18 protein-coding genes are annotated in these 22,971 nt (G+C 68.7%); 14 read left to right on the top strand and 4 right to left on the bottom strand.

Features of this window, described 5'->3' with window-relative positions:
• The first annotated feature begins 63 nt into the window (after positions 1 to 63).
• Complete coding sequence (locus tag BUB20358_RS02335; RefSeq protein WP_035973662.1) at positions 64 to 921, top strand: CerR family C-terminal domain-containing protein; 858 nt, start codon at positions 64 to 66, stop codon at positions 919 to 921.
• Positions 922 to 928: 7 nt separating this feature from the next.
• Here the strand turns inward: BUB20358_RS02335 and BUB20358_RS02340 are convergent, their stop codons facing one another.
• Both BUB20358_RS02340 and BUB20358_RS02345 read right to left on the bottom strand, forming a co-directional pair.
• On the bottom strand, positions 929 to 3,385 hold the full coding sequence (locus BUB20358_RS02340; protein WP_035973663.1) for a mechanosensitive ion channel domain-containing protein: 2,457 nt from the start codon (positions 3,383 to 3,385) through the stop codon (positions 929 to 931).
• A 427-nt stretch (positions 3,386 to 3,812) separates the two neighbouring features.
• A complete protein-coding gene (locus BUB20358_RS02345) occupies positions 3,813 to 4,775 on the bottom strand; it encodes an LLM class oxidoreductase (protein ID WP_035973665.1) in 963 nt (320 codons plus the stop codon).
• Positions 4,776 to 5,988: 1,213 nt separating this feature from the next.
• Here BUB20358_RS02345 and BUB20358_RS02350 point away from each other — a divergent pair.
• The 5 genes from BUB20358_RS02350 (at position 5,989) to BUB20358_RS02370 (ending at position 10,908) form a co-directional block, all read left to right on the top strand.
• Complete coding sequence (locus tag BUB20358_RS02350) at positions 5,989 to 6,891, top strand: NAD-dependent protein deacetylase (RefSeq protein ID WP_035973669.1); 903 nt, start codon at positions 5,989 to 5,991, stop codon at positions 6,889 to 6,891.
• On the top strand, positions 6,888 to 7,529 hold the full coding sequence (locus BUB20358_RS02355; RefSeq protein ID WP_006765512.1) for a DUF938 domain-containing protein: 642 nt from the start codon (positions 6,888 to 6,890) through the stop codon (positions 7,527 to 7,529). The genes BUB20358_RS02350 and BUB20358_RS02355 overlap by 4 nt, the downstream gene beginning before the upstream one ends.
• 97 nt (positions 7,530 to 7,626) lie before the next feature.
• Positions 7,627 to 9,039 carry an NADP-dependent phosphogluconate dehydrogenase gene (gene gnd, locus BUB20358_RS02360; protein ID WP_006765513.1) on the top strand — a complete coding sequence of 471 codons (1,413 nt, stop codon included), beginning with the start codon at positions 7,627 to 7,629 and terminating at the stop codon, positions 9,037 to 9,039.
• 199 nt (positions 9,040 to 9,238) lie between these two features.
• A complete protein-coding gene (locus BUB20358_RS02365; protein ID WP_035973670.1) occupies positions 9,239 to 9,583 on the top strand; it encodes a DUF4148 domain-containing protein in 345 nt (114 codons plus the stop codon).
• Positions 9,584 to 10,173: 590 nt separating this feature from the next.
• The gene (locus tag BUB20358_RS02370; RefSeq protein WP_035973672.1) at positions 10,174 to 10,908 is read left to right on the top strand and encodes a peptidoglycan DD-metalloendopeptidase family protein; all 735 of its coding nucleotides are present in this window, start codon (positions 10,174 to 10,176) and stop codon (positions 10,906 to 10,908) included.
• Positions 10,909 to 11,075: 167 nt separating this feature from the next.
• Here the strand turns inward: BUB20358_RS02370 and BUB20358_RS02375 are convergent, their stop codons facing one another.
• Positions 11,076 to 11,714: a Pr6Pr family membrane protein gene (locus tag BUB20358_RS02375; protein WP_035975120.1), complete on the bottom strand. Its 639-nt coding sequence runs from the start codon at positions 11,712 to 11,714 to the stop codon at positions 11,076 to 11,078.
• Between the two features lie 225 nt (positions 11,715 to 11,939).
• Between BUB20358_RS02375 and BUB20358_RS02380 the strand changes: the two genes are divergently transcribed.
• The 5 genes from BUB20358_RS02380 (at position 11,940) to BUB20358_RS02400 (ending at position 17,591) form a co-directional block, all read left to right on the top strand.
• On the top strand, positions 11,940 to 12,476 hold the full coding sequence (locus tag BUB20358_RS02380; RefSeq protein WP_035973674.1) for a cytochrome b: 537 nt from the start codon (positions 11,940 to 11,942) through the stop codon (positions 12,474 to 12,476).
• 160 nt (positions 12,477 to 12,636) lie between these two features.
• The gene (locus BUB20358_RS02385) at positions 12,637 to 13,005 is read left to right on the top strand and encodes a DUF2946 domain-containing protein (RefSeq protein ID WP_035973676.1); all 369 of its coding nucleotides are present in this window, start codon (positions 12,637 to 12,639) and stop codon (positions 13,003 to 13,005) included.
• Positions 13,006 to 13,092: 87 nt separating this feature from the next.
• Positions 13,093 to 15,222, top strand: coding sequence for a TonB-dependent copper receptor (locus BUB20358_RS02390; protein WP_035973678.1), 2,130 nt, complete (start codon positions 13,093 to 13,095; stop codon positions 15,220 to 15,222).
• 231 nt (positions 15,223 to 15,453) lie between these two features.
• Entirely contained in the window at positions 15,454 to 16,548 is a 1,095-nt protein-coding gene (locus BUB20358_RS02395) for a triacylglycerol lipase (protein WP_035973679.1), read from the top strand.
• Positions 16,548 to 17,591, top strand: coding sequence for a lipase secretion chaperone (locus tag BUB20358_RS02400; protein ID WP_035973681.1), 1,044 nt, complete (start codon positions 16,548 to 16,550; stop codon positions 17,589 to 17,591). The genes BUB20358_RS02395 and BUB20358_RS02400 overlap by 1 nt, the downstream gene beginning before the upstream one ends.
• A gap of 122 nt (positions 17,592 to 17,713) precedes the next feature.
• On the opposite strand, the gene pdxR is transcribed toward BUB20358_RS02400, so the two are convergent.
• Entirely contained in the window at positions 17,714 to 19,234 is a 1,521-nt protein-coding gene (gene pdxR, locus BUB20358_RS02405; protein WP_035973683.1) for a MocR-like pyridoxine biosynthesis transcription factor PdxR, read from the bottom strand.
• A 108-nt stretch (positions 19,235 to 19,342) separates the two neighbouring features.
• Between pdxR and BUB20358_RS02410 the strand changes: the two genes are divergently transcribed.
• From BUB20358_RS02410 to BUB20358_RS02420, 3 genes are all read left to right on the top strand, one after another.
• On the top strand, positions 19,343 to 20,497 hold the full coding sequence (locus BUB20358_RS02410; RefSeq protein WP_035973685.1) for an ABC transporter ATP-binding protein: 1,155 nt from the start codon (positions 19,343 to 19,345) through the stop codon (positions 20,495 to 20,497).
• A 69-nt stretch (positions 20,498 to 20,566) separates the two neighbouring features.
• The gene (locus BUB20358_RS02415; protein ID WP_006765521.1) at positions 20,567 to 21,613 is read left to right on the top strand and encodes an ABC transporter substrate-binding protein; all 1,047 of its coding nucleotides are present in this window, start codon (positions 20,567 to 20,569) and stop codon (positions 21,611 to 21,613) included.
• 100 nt (positions 21,614 to 21,713) lie between these two features.
• Positions 21,714 to 22,970 (top strand): ABC transporter permease, encoded by a 1,257-nt coding sequence (locus BUB20358_RS02420; RefSeq protein WP_006765522.1) that lies wholly within the window; start codon positions 21,714 to 21,716, stop codon positions 22,968 to 22,970.
• The last annotated feature ends 1 nt before the right edge of the window (position 22,971 follow it).

Raw genomic sequence — 22,971 nt, forward strand, 5'->3', positions numbered from 1 at the left:
AATTATTCCAGTCGATAAAATTCTGTCAAGTAAAATGTCGAGCGATCGAAAGACGAGGAAGGCATGAACGAAGCGAAGAAGCTGCGTCGCACGGCGACGGGCGGCTACGCGCGCGGCGACGAGACGCGTCAGCGGATCATCGATGCGGCGATCGAACTGTTCGGCGAGCACGGGTTCGCAGGCGCGTCGACGCGCGACATCGCCGCGAAGGCCGGCGTGAACGCGCCCGCGCTGCAGTACTACTTCGAAAACAAGGAAGGCGTTTATCGCGCGTGCGCCGACGCGATGGCCGAGCTCGGCTGGAGCGTGCTCGGCCCCGCGGTCGAGCATGCGCGCTCGGCGCTCGACGCCGATGCCGACGTCGACGCGCTGATCGACGCGTTCATCGGCATCCTGCGCACGCTGGCCGACCGGATCATGACGGTCCCGAAGACGAGAGGGCAGCGCATGTTCTTCGCGCGCGAGCAGCTCGGCCAGGAGCCGGAGAGCGCGAGCGAGATCCTGATGAAGCGCGTGCGCAAGCCGCTGAACGACGTCAGCGCCGAACTGGTCGGCCGCATCTGCGGGCGGCCGGCCGACGACCCGGTCATCCGGCTGCGCACGATGAGCCTGTTCGGGCAGCTGACGGTATTTCAGCTCGTGCAGCGTTCGGCGCTGCAGCTGCTCGACTGGGAGACGTTCGAGGGCGAAGGCGCCGCGCTGCTGATCGCGACGATCGGCGACCAGACGCGCGTGCTGCTCGAGCATTGGCATGCGCAACGCGGCGAGTTCGCCGGCGACGGTGCGCAAGCAGGCGCCAAGCGTCGTGCACGCACGGGTGCCGACGCGCCGGCCAAACGCGCGGCGAAGCCGGCGCAGCCGACGCGCGCGGCGAATCGCGCGAATCCGGCCCGGCAGGTAAAAAAGCCTGCGTCGCGCTGAGCGCGTATCAGTCCGTCGCCGGCTTGCGTTTCGTGTCGTCCGCAGGTGAAGGCGGCGGCGCGGCCGCGGTATCGCGCGCGTCGCCGTTGCCGTTTCCGCCGTCGTTGCCGCGCGACGGCGGCCGCTCGTCATACTCGACGAGGCTGCGCTGCGGATTCGCAATGCGGATGCCGCGTTCGCGGAACGTCTGCGCGATGCGCCGGTTGAATTCGCGCTGCACGCCCCAGCGTGCGGAATCGGTGCACTGGATCTGTCCGGCCAGCGCGAGCGCCGCGCCGTCGACCTGATCGACGCCCCAGTAGCTGAAATCCGACAGGATCCCGTCGCGGTACGCCGGATCGTCGCGCAGCGCGGCGCCGATTTCCTTCAGCGTCGCGACCGCGCGATCGATGTCCTCGCCGTACGCGATGCTGACCTTCACGGCCGCGTTGCCGAGCCCGCGGTTCGCGTTGTTGACGGTCGTCACCGAGCTGAACGGGATCGTGTACAGCGATCCGTCGCCCGCGCGCAGCCGCACGGTGCGGATCGACAGATACTCGACCGTGCCCGACACGCCGGCGAGCGTGACCCAGTCGCCGACCTGCATCGCATTCTCCATCAGCAGGAAGATGCCGGTGATGAAGTCCTGCACGAGCTTTTGCGAGCCGATCCCGAGCGCGACGCCGAAGATGCTCGCGCCGGCGACCAGCGGCCCGACGTTCACGCCGATCTCGCCGAGGCCGGTCAGCACGACGACGAGCGCGATCATGATGAACAGCAGCGAGCGCAGCATCGGCAGCAGCGTGCGCAGCCGCGCGGCGCGCACGAAGTTGCCTTCGCCGGTCCACCGCTGCAGGCGGCGCTCGATCGCGATGTTCGCGGCCTCCCACACGACGAGCGCAACGATCGCCGCGATCGCGATCGTGATCAGCGCCGATACCAGCCGATGGCCGATCGTGCCGGCCGCGAATGCGCTGAAGATCGGCACGCCCCACGTGTGCAGCAGCAGCACGACGGTCACGATCCCGATCGCGATCGACACGATCTGCCGCAGCAGCGGGTAGTAGCGGTACGCATGGACGTGGACGAGCGTGCGGTCGTCGTCGCGGCGCTGGAACAGCCGCGCGAGTGCGCCGAGCACGACGATCGCGACCATCCGCATGCCGATCATCACGACGATCGAGCGGCCGCCGAGCGCGATCAGCACGCGGTGGCCGTTCTGCACGTCGAGCGCCCACACGAACCACAGCGCCATCACGACGAACACCGATACGGGCGCCCACGCGTCGGCAAGCGCGTGGGCGATCATCGCGAAGGCCGGCCGGTCGGAGCCGGCCGCGCGCAGCCGCGCGGCGACGGGCTCGCGGCACCGCAGGATCACCGCGGCGACCATCACATGCGCGACGAGCGCGACGGCTTTCACGAGTGCGGCGTGACCTTCGTCGCTCAGGCCGAAGTTCGCGGCGATCTCGACCGCCGCCGAGCATGCGCCGACGACGATCGCGATCCGCGAGATCGCGCGTTGCGCGAATGCCGCCCACGCGTCGCCGATATGCAGCAGCCGCAGTTGCCGTGCGTCGGGCTGGAAGAACAGCCGACTCACGATCGTGACGAGGCGGCAGATCACGTAGATGTCGATCAGCGATTCGAGCGCGGTTTCGGTCGGCGTGCCGGCATCGTCGACGAGCGACGTCGCGAGGCTCGCGACGCCGACGAACACGAGCAGCGGCACCGCGCGCAGCACCAGGCTGACGAGCGCGCGCGGCATCCGGTGCAGCAGCGTCGTATGGCGGCGCGCGTGGCCGCGGCCTTGCGACGACGTTTGTGCGGCGTCGGGTGCGGGCGCCGAGGCGGGCGCAGGCGGCGCCGGTTGCGCAGCGTTGATCGTGCGGTCGGGAGCGGGCGGCTCGGCGTCGGCATCGTGCGATGCGCCGGCCCGTCGCGCGGCGAGCGTCGTCAATGCGCGCCGCAACAGCCGCCGCGCGAGCCATTCGGCCAGGAACGCAGGCGCGAGCACCGCGATCAGGATCCACAGCGAGCGGGCGAGAGCGGCCCGCGCGTCGGCGCGCGCGAGCGTGTCGCGCCACCAGTCGTCGACGGAGTCGATGTCGAGCAACGAATGAAGCGATTGCCTGAGCGCGCCGCCGATGTCGGCTACCCAGCGCGATCCCTGTCGAACCAGCGTCGACGCGAGCCCGTTGGTCGTCAGCGCGGCGGCCGCACCCGATGCGGCGCTGGCCGGCGCCGCCGCGCTCGCGGCGACGGCCGGCGTGCTCAATGCGCCGACCGCGGCGATCGCGCGCAGCGTCGTCTCGACCTGTTCGCGCTCGCGCGGGTTCTCGAGCACGGACAGTGCCTGCCGCGCCTGCTGCGGCGTCAGCGTAGGCGCGGCACCGGACGCGGCCGATGCGGCGGCGGGGGAGGCGGCCGCATGAGCGGCCGACACGACGGCGGCGAGCAGCCAGCCGAGGAGGATATGGCGCATGGATAGGCATGCGGGCGCGCATCGACACGCGGCCCGTCGGGCTGGACGATGGACGGAAGTTAACATGATTGCGGCGCGAGCCGCATCGTTCGTGCGGCGCTCGTTCGGAGCGGGCGTGCGACGCGGCGGTATCGCCGACGATGCGCGCGGACCGCACGGATCGGCGACGAAGGTTGCGTGCGCTTCGGCATCGCGGCGTGCCGTTCTTACCGTTCCTGCCGTCGCTGCCGGATTGCGAGGTGTCCGTGGCATCAGCTTTCCAGTCGGCGCGGCGCCCGTCACGCAGGCTCCGCGTGGTCCGCAAACGAATCGAACGCTACGACGAACCGTCATGCGCGCCATCCGTATGAGCAACGCGCCGGACGTCGATGCGTCGCATGCGCGGCGCAGCAAGCCGCGTGCGCGGCCGCTCCGCCGTCGTCATGCGTCATGCGCGCGCGTCGTCGTGAAACATCGGCAGCACGTGCTCGGCAATTTCTTCGATGACGTCGCGCACCGGCCGGTCCGAGCCCAGGTTCAGCGTCACGTGGTGCGTGCCGGCCGCGCGCATCGCATGCAGGATTCCGATCAGCGCGTGCCGGCCCGTCGCGTAGCCGAGCGGCAGCGCGACGGCCGGCGCATCGGGATCGCGGTCGAGGTCGAGCCGCATCGCGACGCCGAATGCGCGGAACGGCCGCGACGACAGCCGGTCGACGGCCGCGCGCCACATCGAATAGCGCGCGCGTTGCGTGTCCGGATCGCGGTGATACGTGATCCAGCCGATCGAACGGCGTGCGATCCAGTCGACGCTCTGGCCGCCCGAGCCGACGGCGAGCAGCGGCACCGCTTCGCCGCCGTGCGGCAGCAGCGCGAATTCGGGCGCATCGGGCGGCGCGGCGTCGGGCAGCACGCGCGACGGCACGCCGAGCGCTGCGGCGACGACGTCCCAGTGATGCCGATACCGGTCGCGGCGCGTGTCCGCATCGACGCCGAACGCCGCGTATTCGGCCGGCCGGTCGCCCGAGCCGAGCCCGAGAATGAAGCGGCCGCGCGACAGCGTCGCGACCGACAGCGCGCCTTTCGCGATATGCAGCGGATGACGCAGCGGCAGCACGATCGCGCCGCTCGCGAGCGCGATCCGCTGCGTGCGCGCGGCCAGCGCGCCGAGCAGCACCCACGGATCGAGATGGCCGACCGGGTCCGGATAGTCGGCGCTGTTCAGCGGCACGTCGCGTGCCCACAGCGCGCGAAAGCCGAGCGCGTCGGCTCGTGCGGCGAGGTCGAGCTGCTCGTTGAAGTCCGCGACGACGTGGCCGGTGCGAAGCAGCGGGAGCGTCAGGCCGATCGACAACCGGTCGGGAGAAAAGACACGTTGCGCGATATCGGGGAAGGCGGGTTCGGGCGTGATCATTTCCGGTCCTGATGGCGAGACGAGCGTGCGGCGCGTGACCGCGGCGCGACGGGATTCGCGTCGTCGTGCCGCGCAGCGCGGTGCGATTCTGCTTCTGTCGCTCGGCATCGAGCGGGTTCGCTCGCGTGTTCGATTCGGCGATCTGCGTACAAGCGGCGCGACGTGGCCGTCGATTCGAATCTGCGTTGCGCGGCGTGCACGCGCCGCATGGAGATCGCAGCCGCGCATCGCGCCGTCGCAAGCTCGTCGCGCGGCAGCGCAACGCGGTCGTGCAATAGCGGCGGGCGATGAACCCGGCTGTACGCGGCCGCGTGCAGCGGTGCGGCGATTGTAAGCGGTTCGGCGCACGCGTGCCGTCGCAACGTCGCGATGCGGGCGCGAGCGGGGCAACGTCGCGGCAAACCGGCCCACCGTCCGCTCGTCCTTCCCTGTTTCAGTTGCGAAACATTCGCGGCGATCGTCGCTGCGCGCGCGGCTTCGGGGTCGTTCCACTTTCCCGCCACGGCTTGAGCGGCGAAGCATGGTGCGTTCCTTGCATGTCAATGCGTGCCGCGAGCGCGGTCGCCGGCCTGGCCCGGCGCGGCGATCGCTTCAATGGGTCGGACGCATCCAATACGGGGACAACAGAATGACAAGAGACCGAATCGCAACGTGCGATGTTGCAAGCCTGAATCGCCGACCTGCCTGCGTTGTCGCGTCGCCGCCCGTCGCGGCGGTGTGAGCGCGGCATCGCGTTTCGTCCGCGGCAGTCGTGCGTGACCCGACGCGGCGTGCGCAGCGTCGCGCGCGCCGCATACGCGCGGCGTACGCACGCGCACAGGTACAGGAATTCCGGACGCCGTTTCCGGCGCGCGACGCAGCTGTCCGTGCGTCGCAGCCCGTGCGCCGCAGCGATCCCGCGCGTACGACGACGCGATAAGGCCGGAACGCCGCTCGCGCAGCGATGCGCGGCGGCGACGACGAAGTGCCGATCAGGGGAAGCGCGAGCCGGCCGACGGACGGCGAGCGCTGAAATTTCGTGCTGTCAATTGATCCACTCCCCGATGGATCAATTGTTGGAGCGCCCATCGCCTAGCGGCTGATGGGCGTCTTTTTTTGACCGGCTTTGACCGGCCCGGCGCCGGCCGAACGACCCGGCGTTCGGTATCATGTGCTGGCGCGCAGGCCGCCGCGGCGATCGCCGGGTTGCCCGCGCGCTCACATGCCCGCCCACATGAACGACACCGCCTCCCACGCCCCGCCATCCGCTACCGTCGATCCGGCCGCGCTCGATGCGCTGCACGCGTTCGTCGAGCGACACCCGCGCCTGCTCGTGCTGACCGGCGCGGGCATCAGCACGGATTCCGGCATTCCCGGCTATCGCGATCGCGACGGCCGATGGATGCGCTCGCCACCGATTCAGCTCCAGGAATTCCTCGGTTCCGATGCCGCGCGTCGGCGCTACTGGGCGCGCAGCATGATCGGCTGGCCGGTAGTCGGCCGCGCGCGGCCGAACCGGTCGCATGTCGCGCTCGCGCGGCTCGGCGACGCCGGCCGGATCGAGCGTCTCGTCACGCAGAACGTGGACGGGCTGCATCAGCGCGCGGGCAGCGCCGACGTGATCGAACTGCACGGCGGAATCGATCGCGTGACGTGCATCGATTGCGGCGCGCAGCATCCGCGCGCGGCGATCCAGACGATGCTCGAAGCGGACAACCCGGCGTTGCTCGGCGCGCAAGCCGAGCCGGCCGCCGACGGCGACGCGCATCTCGAGTGGGCCGCGCTCGACACGTTCCGCATCCCCGCGTGCCCTGCGTGCGGCGGGCTGCTGAAGCCGGCGGTCGTGTTCTTCGGCGAGAACGTGCCGCGCGAGCGTGTCGCGCTCGCTTCGCAGGCGCTCGACGCGGCCGATGCGCTGCTCGTCGTCGGCTCGTCGCTGATGGTGTATTCCGGCTATCGCTTCTGCGTCTGGGCGCAGGCGCGGCACAAGCCGATCGCCGCGCTCAATCTCGGCCGCACGCGCGCCGATCCGATGCTGACGCTGAAGGTCGAAGCGCCGTGCGCGTCCGCGCTCGATGCGCTGAACGCGCGGCTCGGCGTCGCGGGCGCGCAATCGGAGTCGGAGCCGGCATCGTGACCGACGCGACGCATTCGCCCGATCCGTCCGATCGGCTGTCGGCGCCGGCGGCCGAGCGCAATCGCGGGCCGATCCTCGACGTATTGCGCCGCGTGCTGCCCGCGCGCGGCACGGTGCTCGAAATCGCGAGCGGCACGGGCCAGCACGTCGTCCATTTCGCGCACGCGTTGCCCGCGCTGCGCTGGCAGCCGAGCGACCCGGACGCGCACGCGCGCCGCTCGATCGCCGCGTGGGTCGCGCATGCCGGCGTCGCGAACGTCGCGCCGCCGCTCGCGTTCGACGTGCGCGACGCGCAGTGGCCGGCCGACGGCTTCGACGCGATCGTCTGCATCAACATGATTCACATTGCGCCGTGGGCCTGCGCGGAAGCGCTGTTCGCCGGCGCGTCGCGCGTGCTGTGGCCGGGCGGCGTGCTGTTCCTGTACGGCCCGTATCGGCGCGAAGGCCGTCATACGGCGCCGTCGAACGACGCATTCGACCGGCAGTTGCGCAGCCGCGATCCGTCGTGGGGCGTGCGCGACCTCGAGACCGTCGTCGCGCTCGGGCTCGATCGCGGGATCGACTGCATCGAGATCGTCGAGATGCCGGCCAACAATCTGAGCGTCGTGTTCCGGCGTCTGCCGCACGCCGAGCAGTGACGCGCCCGCGCGCATCGCAGCCAGGTTTCCACTATCCTTTCGCCTGTGCGCGCAACCCGGCTTGGGTTGCGCCCCGTTTTTTCCGGAGAATCGACTAATGGGCAAGCAAGCAATCGGTGTGATCGGGCTCGCGGTGATGGGCCGCAATCTCGCACTCAATATCGAGAGCCGCGGTTACGCGGTGTCCGTATACAACCGCAGCCGCGAGAAAACCGACGAACTGATCGCCGAATTCCCCGGCCGTAACCTCATGCCGACCTATACGCTCGAAGAGTTCGTCGCGTCGCTCGAAACGCCGCGCCGGATTCTGATGATGGTGAAGGCCGGCGAAGCGACCGACGCGACGATCGCGTCGCTCAAGCCGCTGCTCGAGAAGGGCGACGTGCTGATCGACGGCGGCAATACGCACTTCACCGACACGATCCGCCGCAACCAGGAGCTCGCGCAGTCGGGCCTGCATTTCATCGGCACGGGCGTGTCGGGCGGCGAAGAGGGCGCGCTGCGCGGCCCGTCGATCATGCCCGGCGGTCAGCGCGACGCGTATGACCTGGTCGAGCCGATCCTCAAGCAGATCGCCGCGAAGGCGCCGTCGGACGGCGAGCCGTGCGTCGCGTACATGGGTCCGGACGGTGCGGGCCACTACGTGAAGATGGTTCACAACGGGATCGAATACGGCGACATGCAGCTGATCGCCGAGAGCTATGCGGTGCTCAAGGACGTCGCGGGCCTGAGCAACGACGAGCTCGGCGCGGTGTACACCGAATGGAACCAGGGCGAACTCGACAGCTATCTGATCGAGATCACGTCGAAGATCTTCGGCAAGAAGGATGAAGAAACCGGCAAGCACCTCGTCGACGTGATCCTCGATCGCGCCGCGCAGAAAGGCACCGGCAAGTGGACGAGCCAGAACGCGCTGGATCTGGGCGTGCCGCTGCCGCTGATCACCGAGTCGGTGTTCGCGCGCGTGCTGTCGTCGCTGAAGACCGAGCGCGTCGCGGCCAGCAAGATCCTGTCGGGCCCGGCTGCCGCGCCGCTGCAAGGCGATCGCGCGGCGTTCATCGAAGCGGTGCGCCGCGCGCTGTACCTGAGCAAGGTGATCTCGTACGCGCAGGGCTTCGCGCAACTGCGCACGGCATCCGAAGAATACGGATGGAACCTCGATCTCGGGACGATCGCGAAGATCTTCCGCGCGGGCTGCATCATCCGCGCGCGTTTCCTGCAGAAGATCACGGACGCGTACGCGAAGGACCCGGCGCTCGCGAACCTGCTGCTCGATCCGTACTTCCAGGACATCGCCGCGCAGTACCAGGCGTCGCTGCGCGACGTCGTGGTCGCCGCGGTGAAGGCCGGCGTGCCGGTGCCCGCGTTCGCGTCGGCGGTCGCGTATTTCGACAGCTACCGCTCGGAACGGCTGCCGGCGAACCTTGTGCAGGCGCAGCGAGACTTCTTCGGCGCGCATACGTTCGAGCGTACCGACAAGCCGGGCAGCTTCCACGCGAACTGGTCGTAACCGCCGCGCGAGGGCGGCATTGTTGCGAAATTCTATTCCTCGAATAGGGGTTTCCGTTCCCGGATCCCGAAATTGTTGGTTTCGAGGAAACAGTGTTTTCGTTCTTTCATGGTTTTCCCTAGGTGATCACGGGACTAGACTGTGTTCATCGCTGCAGACATGGTGTGTGCGGCGGAGCAAAAAAATCCCGGAGGTAATCATGAAATCGCTGATCGCAACGTTCGCTGCAGCTGCTGTCCTCGCCGTTCCCGCCGTCTCGTTCGCCCAACAAAACGCGCCGGTCACCCGCGCACAGGTGAAGGCCGAACTGGCCGAGCTCCAACAAGCCGGCTACAAGCTGGGCAGCGACCGTACGGACTACCCGGCGAGCATCCAGGCAGCTGAAGCGCGTCTGAACCCGCAACAAAACGTCGCCGCTGCCGATACGAGCGGCTACGGCGCCCAACCGGCCGCCACGCAAGAGTCGGGCGCGCCGGCTACGCCGAAGACCGGCTGGCAAGTCAACCGGATCTCGAACGGCGCTCCGGTCTACAAGGGCCGCTGATCGCCGGGCTGCTTCGGCAGCCGTGTCGAGCCGTTGAAGTACGAACAGCCCGTCGTTCCGTCATGCGGAACGACGGGCTGTTTTCATCTGTGCGTTTGGGACGCGGTGCAGCGGTTGCCCGGCTTGCCGCGGCTGCGGCGGTTGTCGTGACAGGTGTGCGGACCACTCCCGGAATTGTCGGCGCCGCGTTGTCTGTCATTGCGGGGCCGGTCTGTGCTCCTTCAAGTGCGAACCATTGGCGGCCGGTCCGTGACGGACGCCCACGATTGCGGCCGGCGACGCTGTTCCAGGGCCGGCCGCCGCGATGCCGGCCCGACACGGCCGGATGGGCGCCGATGCCGGTATGCTGCGCCGCACGATCGTCGCGGCGCAGGCCGTTGTCGCGGCCGTGACCGCGACAGATGGTATCTTTGCCGATCGGGACGGTGCGAAATAGGGGCCGGCGAGTCCATTCGCGCAAACGTTCCGCCGTGGAAACTGACGGCCGCGACCGCGGTCGGATACTGGTTGGTCCGGCCGTCCGGCCGGACATCGTGCGTCGCGCGCCGGAGGGCGGTGGGCGGCGCGACGACGCAAATCCGGGAGGTACCTTGAGAAAAAATATTCCCATCCACCATTCGATCAGACGCCGGTTGCCGCACGCCGCATTCGCTGCCGCGGTCGTGGCACTGGCGGGTTGCACGATGACGCCGTGGACCGACAGCTGGCAGCCGGCGCAGCGGTCGGCACCGACGTCGGCGGCCACGCCGGGCGTGCTTCCCGGCTACTACCGCGTGAATCCGGGCGATACGCTTGCCGGTATCGCGAGCGCGTACGGGCAGCGCGTGCAGGATGTCGCGAGCTGGAACCGCATGGCGCCGACCGATGCCGTGACGCCTGGCCAAGTGCTGCGCGTCGCACCGCCGCCTGCCGCGACGTCGCTCGCGCAACCAGCGCCGGCTGCGCCTCAGCCCGGCGCGCTCGCGTGGCCGGCCACCGGCGTCGTCACGACGCCGTTTGCGGCCGGCAAGACGCGCGGCATCGTGATCGCGGCGTCGGGCCCCGACCATTCGGTGCGCGCGGCCGCGAACGGGCGTGTGGTGTATGCCGGATCCGGCGTGAAGGCGTACGGACCGCTCGTGATCCTGAAGCACGACAACGGGCTGATCACCGCGTACGGACACAACGGCAAGCTGCTCGTCAACGAAGGCGATGCGGTGCGCGCAGGGCAGCCGGTCGCCGAAATGGGCACCGACGCGAGCGGCCGCGCGACGTTCGAGTTCGAAGTCCGTCAGAACGGCAAGGTCGTCGATCCGATGAACTTCCTGCCGCGCAACGGCGGCTGATCGGCCGCATCGCGCCGTGTGCGCCGAACGGTGCACACGGCGTTCGACCGTGACGCGTGCCGCGTCGGTTTTTCTTCTTGCACGCGCGAGCGACACGCCGCGTTGCGCAGCGCAAGCAACCGCAACCCGCTATCCGGCCGAACGCGTGCCGGGCGACGTCTTCCTCTTCATCCTTCGTTCAGCGCCGCCGTGCCGTTCCGTCGCGCGTGATTGCCGACCCAGCGAATGCCGAGTGCGAGCCCCGCCGCGCCGAGCGCGATCAGCGAGCACTGGATCGCGACCGGCAGATAGCCTTGCGGCCGCGGATCGACGAACGGATACGGATACCAGTTCTCCACCGCGCCGCGCACGAGCGTATAGCCGAGATAGACCACCGGAAAGCCGAGCCACGCGAACGCACTGCGCCGCGGGATCGGCGAACGCGGTTCGACGTACAGCCAGTCGCACAGCATCACGAACGGCACGATCCGGTGCAGGACCCAGTTGTTGAATGCCGGCGTCACGTGCCGGGCCGCGTCGAGCCGCGCGAGCAGCAGTTCATAGACGATCGCGGTGATCAACACGTACAGTACCGCGGCGCCGCGCATCGACTCGTAGCGCGGCGAGCCGGCGCGCGTCGCGTGCGATAGTCCCACGGCCAGGATGGCGGCCGCATACAGGCTGCTCAGTTGCGTGAAGTAGCTGAGGTAGTTGCCGAGATGAAAGCTCGGCATGTGCCAGTAGTCGGCGACGCTGTGCAGCGTGGTGGACACCGCGAGCAACGCGGCGATCAGCCGGTAGGCGGCAACGAAGAAGACTTTGCTCATGATGCCCGCACGACGTCGCACCAAAGCTCCATCGTGCCACAGCAGCCTGCGCGCGCGATGCGGATTTTCCATAGATGGTCGCGTGTCCGTCGGACGCGACCGATCTTGCCGATATTTGATTTCGCCGTGTAAAACCGGACGCGCGTGCGGCTACAATCGTGCCGATTGCCGCCACAGCCGGCCGCGCGACATTCGCCGATCCCCGCCTACGATACGAGACGACGCATGAGAAACATCCTCGCGAAACAGACGCGCTACAGCTCGCCCGCGATCTTCTTCCACTGGGCCATCTTCGTGCTGGTGGCGCTCGCTTATCTCGCGATCGAGATTCGCGGGCCGAAGGGCACGGACAGCCGCGCGTTCTGGATGAACGTCCATTACATGGCCGGCACGTTCGTGCTCGTGCTGTCGGTGCTGCGCGTGCTGTGGCGCGTGGCCGGCCGCGCACCGGAAGCGATCGAGCAGGCGGCGCTGCTGCGATGGCTGTCGAAGCTCGCGCATTTCGCGCTGTACGTGTTCATCGTCGCGCAGCCGCTGCTCGGCATCATGACGATCAACCTCGGCGGCAAGCCGGTGTCGCTGCCGTGGCTCGGCGTGTCGTTCACGCTGTTCGGTCCCGACGCCGCGCTGCGGCCGACGATCAAGGAAGTGCACGAGCTGCTCGGCAATGCGTTCTACTTCGTGATCGGGCTGCATGCGCTGGCCGCGCTCTACCACCATTTCGTACGACGCGACGACGTGATGCGGCGCATGATGCCGTGATCGCCGCGTACTGAGAGAAAGATGAAGCGCCGCGGCGCGCATGGTTGTGTCGGCAACCATGCGCGCCGCGGCGTTTACCGGCTCGCACGGCTGGCCAGCGCGGCGAACATTCTGTAACATCGCGGCTGTTTTTACATTCCGCTTACGCGTCGCCGCGCCTATGCTGCATCGACATCGTCACCTGACTGCCTGGCTGGGCGTGCTCGCGATCTGGTTCGCGATCGCGGCGCCGCTGGTGTCGCAGTGGCGTGTCGCGCAGGCTGCCGTTCCTGAAGCCGTCGTCTGCAGCACCGAGCATCGCGCGAATTCGTCCGCCGGCGCCGGCCGCACGCACGATCACGCATTGCATCTGGACGCGTGCGGCTATTGCGGCTTCTTCGCACACAGTCCGGCGATCGGCGGCGCGGCCGCCGCCGCGTTCGCTGCCGTTCCCGTCGCTTTCGTCAACGTCGCAGCGCCGCGTGCCGGCGTTGCGCGTGCCGACCGCTATCCGCGCGCGTATCCGCGTGCGCCGCCCGAGCGCGCCTGACGCGCTTTCTTCCGTTTCTGCTGTTTGTTTGCCGATATCCATGCAGCCCGTCCGGGCGCGTGGAGGGCGTCACTCGGGCTTTCGATCATGATCATTTTCCAGTTGCGCGCGTCGCGGACGTCGCGCGATGCCTGCGCGCGGCACGTGCCGCGCATGCTGAAACTCACCGTTCCCGCGCTGGCCGCCAGCGCAATGGCCGCGAGCGTTGCCGCGGCGGAGACCGCGCGCGCGGCCGGCACGTCGGCAGACGACGCAGCCGGATGGCTGCCGCCGGTCGAGGTCGTCGCGTCGCCGCTGACGACGCCGCTCGTCGTCGTCACCGATCCGAAGACGCCGCGCCAGCCGCTGCCGGCGAGCGACGGCGCCGATTACCTGAAAACGATTCCAGGCTTCACGTCGATCCGCAGCGGCGGAACGAACGGCGACCCGGTGCTGCGCGGGATGTTCGGCTCGCGGCTGAACATTCTCGCCAACGGGCTGCCGACGCTCGGCGCGTGCCCGAACCGGATGGACGCGCCGACTTCGTACATCGCGCCGGAAAGCTACGACAAGGTCACCGTGATCAAAGGGCCGCAGACGGTGCTGTACGGTCCCGGCGCGTCGGCCGGCACCGTGCTGTTCGAGCGCGTGACGCCGCGCTTCGAGCGCGCCGGCATGCGGTTCGACGGCAGCGTCGTCGCCGGATCGTTCGGACGCAACGATCAGAACGTCGACGTGACGGCCGGCACGCCGGACGTCTACGGGCGCGTGATCGCGAATCACGCGCATGCGCAGGACTACCGCGACGGCAACGGCAACACCGTGCCGTCGCAGTGGGACAAGTGGAACGCCGACGCCGCGCTCGGCTGGACGCCCGATGCGCACACGCGCGTCGAGCTCACCGCCGGCACCGGCGACGGCTACGCGCGCTACGCCGGCCGCGGAATGGACGGCGCACACTTCCGGCGCGACACGTTCGGCCTGTCGTTCGATCGCCGGCACATCGGCGACGTGCTCGACCGGATCGACGCGCGCGTGTACTACAACGAAGCCGATCACGTGATGGACAACACGACGCTGCGCCAGCCTGACCCGACGAGCAGCATGCCGATGCCGATGGCGTCCGACGTACGGCGGCGCACGTTCGGCGCGCGCGCGGCGGCGACGTTCCGTTTCGGCGACGACTTCAAGCTCGTGACGGGCGTCGATGCGCAATCGAACCGGCTCGATTCGCGCTCCGCGATGGGACGGCAGAACTACGGCGACCAGCCGTGGAACGCGCAGGCGACGATGTGGAACGCGGGCGCGTTCGGCGAGCTGACGTGGTATGCGGCGGACACGGCGCGCGTGATCGGCGGCGCGCGTGTCGACTATGCGAGCGCGCGCGACCGGCGCGCGACGACGGGCGGGATGATGAGCCGGCCGAATCCGACGTTCGACGACGATCGCGCGCGCGTGCTGCCGAGCGGCTTCGTGCGCTACGAGCGCGATCTGCGCTCGCTGCCCGTCACGTGGTATGCGGGCATCGGTCATGCGGAGCGCTATCCCGACTACTGGGAGCTGTTCTCCGCGACGCGTGGCCCGGCCGGCGCGGTCAACGCGTTTTCCGCGGTGCAGCCGGAGAAAACCACGCAGCTCGACGTCGGTGCGCAATACAAGAGCGACCGCTTCGATGCGTGGGTGTCCGCGTATGCGGGCTACGTGCAGGACTTCATCCTGTTCGACTACGCGGCCGGCATGATGGGCGCGACCACGCAGGCGACCAACGTGAACGCGCAGATCATGGGCGGTGAAGCGGGCGCGTCGTGGCGGCCGCTCGCGTCGCTGCGCATCGACACGTCGCTCGCGTACGCGTGGGGGCGCAATGCGACGAGCGGCGATCCGCTGCCGCAGATACCGCCGCTCGAAGCGCGCGTCGGGCTCGAATACACGCGCGGCGCATGGTCGGTCGGCGGGCTGTGGCGCGTCGTTGCACCGCAGCGCCGCTACGCGCTCGACGAGGGCAACGTGGTCGGCAAGGACTTCGGCCCGAGTGCCGGTTTCGGCGTGCTGTCGCTGCACGCGCAATACAACGTCAGCAAGACCGTGCAGATCTCCGTCGGCGTCGACAACGTGTTCGACAAAGCGTATGCCGAGCATCTGAACCTCGCCGGCAACGCGGGTTTCGGCTATCCGGCGAACGTGCCGGTGATGGAGCCGGGCCGTACCGCGTGGGTGCGCGTGAGCGCGAAGCTGTAGCGCTTCAGGGCTGTGTGCGATGCAGCATGTCTGCGCACGCACGCAGCCCCGCCCGCCTCGACGGAGCGCGTCAACCGATTAGAGAACCGTATCTAGTCGGCACGCAAACGTATGCGACTCGTGATTCACTCCGGCATTCGACGCATGCGGGCCTGTCGACGTACGCGACGGCATCGTATGCGTCGATCCGATCTCATTCGCACCGGCAGCACGATAATCAGGAGAACATGCATGGTCAGATCGATGCGTTCCAGGGTGGTGGCAGGCGCGGTGGCGTGCGCGATGAGCGTCGCGCCGTTCGCGGGTACGACCGCGATGATGACGTTGGCGACGACGCGCGCGGCGACGGCCGCGACCGCATCCGCCGACGATTACGCGGCGACGCGTTATCCGATCGTTCTCGTGCACGGCCTGACCGGCACCGACCGGTACGCGGGCGTGCTCGACTACTGGTACGGAATCCGGCAGGACCTCGAGCAGCACGGCGCGACCGTGTACGTCGCGAACCTGTCGGGCTTCCAGAGCGACGACGGTCCGAACGGGCGCGGCGAGCAGCTGCTCGCGTACGTGAAGCAGGTGCTCGCCGCGACCGGCGCGACGAAGGTCAACCTCGTCGGTCACAGCCAGGGCGGACTCACGTCGCGCTATGTCGCTGCGGTCGCACCCGAGCTCGTCGCATCGGTGACGACGATCGGCACGCCGCATCGCGGCTCTGAATTTGCGGACTTCGTGCAGAGCGTGCTGGCCTACGATCCGACCGGCTTGTCGTCGTCGGTGATCGCGGCGTTCGTCAATGTATTCGGGATCCTGACGAGCAGCAGTCACAACACGAACCAGGACGCGCTCGCCGCGCTGAAGACGCTGACGACCGAGCAGGCCGCCGCGTACAACCGCAACTATCCGAGCGCGGGCCTCGGCGCGCCCGGCAGCTGCCAGACCGGTGCGCCGACCGAAACGGTCGGCGGCAACACGCACCTGCTGTATTCGTGGGCCGGCACGGCGATCCAGCCGACGGTGTCCGCGTTCGGCGTGACCGGCGCGACGGACACGAGCACGATTCCGGTCGTCGATCCGGCGAACGCGCTCGATTTGTCGACGCTCGCGCTGCTCGGCACGGGCACGGCGATGATCAACCGCAATTCCGGCACGAACGACGGGCTCGTGTCGAAGTGCAGCGCGCTGTACGGAAAGGTGCTGAGCACGAACTACAAGTGGAACCATCTCGACGAGATCAACCAACTGCTCGGCGTGCGCGGCGCGTATGCGGAAGATCCGGTCGCGGTGATCCGCACGCATGCGAACCGGCTGAAGCTCGCGGGCGTGTGATGACGGCTCGTGAACGGCGTGCGCCGCGCGTGCGGCATGCGATGGTGTACGGCGTCGCGGGGCTTGCGGCGGCGGCCGCCGTCGCGTTGTGGAGCGTCGCGGCATCGGAGCGCGATACCGGCACCGCGCGCGCTTCGGCCGACGCGACGGCGATCGGCCGTGCGGGTGCGCCTCCCGCTTCACCCGTGCCGTCTGCGTGGCCGGCGAGCGCTGACTTGCCGTCGCCGCTCGCCGGTTCGAGCGCGCCGCGGCTGCCGGTCGACGCGGGCGGTCGTCTCGCGAAGTCGCGCGCGGTGCGCGATTTCTTCGACTACTGCCTGACCGCGCGGAGCGCCTTGAGTGCGACCGCGCTCGATGCGCTCGTCGTACGCGAGATCGCCGCGCAGCTCGACGGCACCGTCGCGCAGGCCGACGCGCTCGACGTGTGGCACCGTTACCGCGCGTATCTCGACGCGCTCGCGACATTGCCCGACGCCGGCGCGGTCGACAAATCCGATCTCGGCACGCTGCAGCTGGCGCTCGACCGGCGCGCGTCGCTTGCGCACCGGACGCTCGGCGACTGGAGCGAGCCGTTCTTCGGCGCCGAGCAGTGGCGGCAGCGCTACGACCTCGCGCGGCTGACGATCGCGCAGGACCGCACGCTGACGGACGCGCAGAAGGCCGACCGTCTCGCGGCGCTCGCGCAGCAGATGCCGGCCGACGAACGCGCGGCGCAGCAGCGCGCCGACCGGCAGCGCGCAGCGATCGACCAGATCGCGCAGCTGCAGAAGAGCGGCGCGACGCCGGACGCGATGCGCGCGCAGCTGACGCAGACCCTCGGCCCGGACGTCGCCGCGCGCGTCGCGCAGATGCAGCAGGACGATGCAGCGTGGCAGAGCCGTTACGCCGACTATTCTGCGCAGCGTGCGCAGATCGACGCGGCCGGCCTGTCGCCGCAGGAACGCGACGCGCAGATTGCCGCATTGCGTCAGCGGATGTTCACGAAGCCGGGCGAAGCGGTGCGCGCGGCATCGCTCGATCGCGGCGCGGGCGTCGCGCGATGACGTCGGCGGATGAACGGCGGACGAAACGGCAGACGAAGGGCGGACGAACAGCGGACAACCGGCAGACAACCGGCAGACGAACAACCCGACCGGCAAACACGCCCGATCAACACCACCCGCCGCTACGCCGCCCGCGTCGCCCGCTCCGGCAGATGCCGCTCGATCGTCGCCGCGAGCGTGTCGAACGCGGGGCCGATCACGTCGTGCGGGACGCACGCATAGCCGAGCAGCAGCCCGCGCCGCGCCGTGTCCGCGCGGCTGTAGTAGCTGGTGAGCGGGCGCACGATCACGCCCGCGTCGAACGCGCTTTGCGTGACCGCGCGATCGTCGCACGCGTCGGGCAGGCCGAGCACCAGATGCAGGCCGGCCTCGTCGCCCATCACCGGCAGCGCGTCGCCGAAGCGCGCATGGATCGCGTCGATCAGCAGCTGGCGGCGCTCGCCGTACAGCGTGCGCATCCGCCGGACGTGCGAAGTCAGGTGGCCGTCCATGATGAATTCGGCGAGCACGGCCTGCTGCATCAGCTGCCCCTCGCGGTACAGCTCGGACAGCCCGGTGCGGAACGTGTCGACGAGATGCTCGGGCACGACCATGTAGCCCATCCGCAGCCCCGGAAACAGCATCTTGCCGAGACTGCCGACGTAGATCACGCGGCCGCCGTCGTCGAGCCCCTGCAGCGACGCGAGCGGGCGACTGCCGTAACGGAATTCGCTGTCGTAGTCGTCCTCGATGATCCAGCAGCGGTGCTGACGCGCATATTCGAGCAGCATCCGGCGCCGCGCGAGGCTCATCACCATCCCGAGCGGATACTGATGCGACGGCGTGACGAGCACGAGCCGCGGCGGGTGCTGCATGTCGTCCACGCGCGGGTCGAGTCCTTCCTGATCGACCGGTACCGGCACGAGCGTGAGGCCGGTCGCCTGCAGCACGCTGCGCACGCCCCAGTAGCACGGCTCCTCGACCCACGCGCGATCGCCGATGTCGGACAGCAGCCGCACCGCGAGGTCGATCGACTGATGAATGCCGGTCGTGATGATCACCTGGTCCGGCGAGCATTTGACCGAACGCGCGACGCGCAGGTAGTCGGCGAGCGCACGCCGCAGCGGCCGATAGCCGCCGCCCGGCGCATAGGTCAGCAGCTCGGGGTTCGCTTCCTTCCATAGCCGCGCCTGCAGCCGACTCCACGTACGGCTCGGGAACTCCGACACGTCCGGCACGCCCGGCATGAACGCACCCCACTGGCGCCGCGACACGCCCGCGTGCTCGATCAGCTGCCGGCCGCGCCGCGACAGCCCGCCCTGGGCGTCCGGCGCCGGATGCGTGCCCGTGCCGGAGGCCGGCGTCGCGCCCGGCGCGTGAATTGCCGCCGCGTCCGGCCGCGTATCGGCGACGTACGTGCCGCTGCCGGTCGTCGTCAGCACGTAGCCTTCGGCCGTCAGCTGGTCGTACACGTGCAGCACCGTATTGCGCGCGATCGACAGGTCGGCCGCGAGTGTCCGCGAACTCGGCAGCTTCGTCCCCGGCCCCAATTCCCCGGTCAGGATGGCCTGCTGCATGCACTGCAGCAATTGCCGGTACATCGGCTCGGACGAGCCGCGGTCGAGACGCGCGGAGAGCCAGTCGGCGAGGATCACGGTATCCAAAGTGGTCCTACTAGGAATATTGAAATGGTTCCCTATTGTAGAACCGTGCGGGTCGTATAGTGGTCCGCATCTCAAAAACGATTGTCGCGCAGCAAGGGGACAGCCACGATGAAGTCCGATGATGTGATCGTCAGCTTTCGCGGCGTGCGAAAGACCTACGACGGCGAGACGCTGGTCGTCAAATCGCTCGACCTCGACATCCACCGAGGGGAATTCCTGACGCTGCTCGGGCCGTCGGGCTCGGGCAAGACCACCTGCCTGATGATGCTGGCCGGGTTCGAATTCCCGACCGGCGGCGAGATTCGCGTCGACGGCGAGCTGCTGAACAACGTGCCGCCGCACAAGCGCAACATCGGGATGGTGTTCCAGAACTACGCGCTGTTTCCGCATCTGACCGTCGAGCAGAACGTCGGCTATCCGCTGACGGTGCGTCGGCTGCCGGCTGCCGAACGCGCGGAGCGCGTCGCGCATGCGCTGAAGATGGTGCAGATGGAGCGCTTCGCGAAGCGCTATCCGGCGCAGCTGTCGGGCGGCCAGCAGCAGCGGATCGCGCTTGCCCGCGCGCTGGTGTTCGAGCCGAAGCTGGTGTTGATGGACGAGCCGCTCGGCGCGCTCGACAAGCAGCTTCGCGAGCACATGCAGTACGAGCTGAAGGCGCTGCACGAGAAGCTCGGCGTGACGTTCGTCTACGTGACGCACGACCAGGGCGAGGCGCTGACGATGTCCGATCGTGTCGCCGTGTTCGACAAGGGCGTCGTGCAGCAGCTCGACACCGTCGATCGGCTGTACGAATCGCCGTGCAACGAGTTCGTCGCGAATTTCATCGGCGACAGCAACCGGCTGCGCGGCACCATCGCGCGCGTCGACGGCGAGTTCTGCGAGTTCCGGCTCGACGACGGCACGACGCTCGTCGGCCGCCGCATCGGCGACGCGGCCGAAGGTGCGCCGGCCGTCGCATGCATCCGACCGGAGCGGATGAGCATCGCCGCGAACGGCGTGAACGGGCACGCCGGCGGCGCGGCACATGGCGCCGCGAACGGCTCGGCAAACGGCTCGACAAACGGCGCGGCCGCGAACCGGCTGACCGGCGAGGCGCGCAGCCTGATCTATTTCGGCGATCACGTCCGCATGCGCTGCGCGCTGCCCGGCCAGGACGAATGTTTCGTGAAGATGCCGCTCGGCACCGGGTCGCTGGACGCGTTCGCGCCCGGCGCGCCGGTGTCGCTGGCGTTCGCCGCCGAGCACTTGCGCGTGTTCGCGTAAGCGCCGTTTCGATTTCCCGCAGCACGTCGTCAACAACAACCGCACACTTCCACCACGAGAGGAACCATCATGAACGGAGCAAGCTTTACCGCGCGTCGCACCGCGCTCGCACTGGCGCTCGCCGTCTTCGGCGCGTCGGTATCGGCGGCCGAACTCACGGTCGTCAACTTCGGCGGCGCGAACGGCGACGCGCAGAAGGTCGCGTTCAACCAGCCGTTCGAGAAGGCGACCGGCAACAAGGTCACCGCCGTCGAGTACAACGGCGAGCAGGCCAAGGTGAAGGCGATGGTCGAGGCGAAGCACGTGAACTGGGATGTCGTCGAAGTCGAGTCGGGCGACCTGAACCGCGGCTGCGACGAAGGGCTGTACGAGAAGCTCGACTGGTCGAAGATCGCGAAGAAGTCCGACCTGATTCCGGAAGCGCCGCAGGTGTGCGGCGTCGGCTTCTTCGTGTGGTCGACCGCGCTCGCGTACAACGCGGACAAGCTGAAGACCGCGCCGGCCGGCTGGGCCGATTTCTGGAACGTGAAGAAATTCCCCGGCAAGCGCGGGATGCGCAAGGGCGCGCGCTACAACCTCGAGTTCGCGCTGATGGCGGACGGCGTCGCGCCGAAGGACGTGTACAAGGTGCTCGGCACGAAGGCCGGTCAGGACCGCGCGTTCAAGAAGCTCGACGAGCTGAAGCCGTACATCCAGTGGTGGGAAGCGGGCGCGCAGCCGCCGCAGTTCCTGGTGGCCGGCGACGTCGTGATGTCGACCGCGTACAACGGCCGCATCGACGCCGCGCAGAAGGAAGGCAAGAACCTGAAGGTCGTGTGGAACGGCAGCATCTACGACCTCGACTACTGGGCGATTCCGAAGGGCTCGCCGAACAAGGCGCTCGCCGAGCAGTACATCGCGTACACGCTGACGCCGAAGCCGCAGCAGGCGTATGCGCAGCACATCGCGTACGGCCCGGCGAACGTCGCGGCGATCAAGTCGCTCGACGCGAAGACGCTCGCGAACCTGCCGAATTCGCCGGCCAACGGCAAGAACGCCGTGCTGCAGGACATCGGCTTCTGGACCGACCACAGCGACGAGCTCGAGCAGCGCTTCGCCGCGTGGGCGACCAAGTAACCGCCCGCGTGCTTTGACGTAACCGGCCGCGCGGCGCGTCGATCGCGTCGCGCGGCATTCCGCCGGATCGCGCTCCGGCCGGAGAGAACCGTTGAATACGATGACGATCGCTCCTTCCTCGCCGTCGACGGCCGCGCTCAAGCGCGAGCTGAAGGCGGCCGAGGCCCGCAAGCGCACGATGGCGCTGCTGCTGGTCGCGCCGCTCGCGATCTTCCTGCTGCTCGTGTTCGTCGTGCCGATCGGCACGCTGCTCACGCGTGCGGTCGAGAACCCGGAGATCGCGACCGCGCTGCCGAACACCGTCGCCGCGCTGTCGGGCTGGGACCGCAAGAGCCGGCCGGCCGACGCCGCCTACGTCGCGCTCGCGGCCGACATGACGAAAGTCGCGGACAGCGAGGCGATGGGCGCGCTCGCGCGGCGGCTGAACACCGAGATTCCCGGCTATCGGTCGCTGGTCGCGAAGACGGCGCGCGCGATGCCGCTGAAAGGCGACAACGACGCGCCGCTGACGCCCGCGCAGACGCGCGACAAGTTCGTCGAGCTCGATGCGCGCTGGGCCGACGTCGCGTACTGGCAGGCGATCGCGAAGAACGGCAGCCGCGTGTCGCCGTTCTATCTGCTCGCCGCGCTCGACCACAAGCAGGACGGCCTCGGCAGCATCGTGCACGCCGATCCCGATCAATCGATCTATCTGGCGATCTTCGGGCGCACGTTCGTGATCGGCGTCGCGGTCACGTTCTTCGCGCTGCTGCTCGGCTATCCGCTCGCATACTGGATCTCGACGCTGTCCGCGCGGCGCGCGAACCTCGTGATGATCCTCGTGCTGATTCCGTTCTGGACGTCGGTGCTCGTGCGCGTCGCCGCGTGGATCGTGCTGCTGCAAAGCGAAGGGCTCGTGAACAAGGCGCTGATCGGCAGCGGGCTGATCTCGCATCCGCTGACGCTGCTGTTCAACCGCGTCGGCGTGTATATCTCGATGACGCACATCCTGCTGCCGTTCATGATCCTGCCGCTCTACAGCGTGATGAAGTCGATTCCGCCGACCTATCAGCGCGCGGCCGTGTCGCTCGGCAGCCACCCGTTCGCGGCGTTCTGGCGCGTGTACGTGCCGCAGACCTATCCGGGCGTCGGCGCCGGCGCGCTGCTCGTGTTCATCCTCGCGATCGGCTACTACATCACGCCCGCGCTGCTCGGCGGGCCGAACGACCAGATGGTCAGCTACTACGTCGCGTATTTCACGAACGTCACGATCAACTGGGGGATGGCGTGCGCGCTCGGCGGGCTGCTGCTCGCGGCGACGCTCGTGCTGTATGCGGTCTACGGGCGCTTCACGCGCTCGAACGTGAGCCTCGGCTGAG

It is taken from the genome of Burkholderia dolosa, from assembly GCF_902499135.1.
GTDB classification, from domain to species: Bacteria; Pseudomonadota; Gammaproteobacteria; order Burkholderiales; family Burkholderiaceae; genus Burkholderia; species Burkholderia dolosa.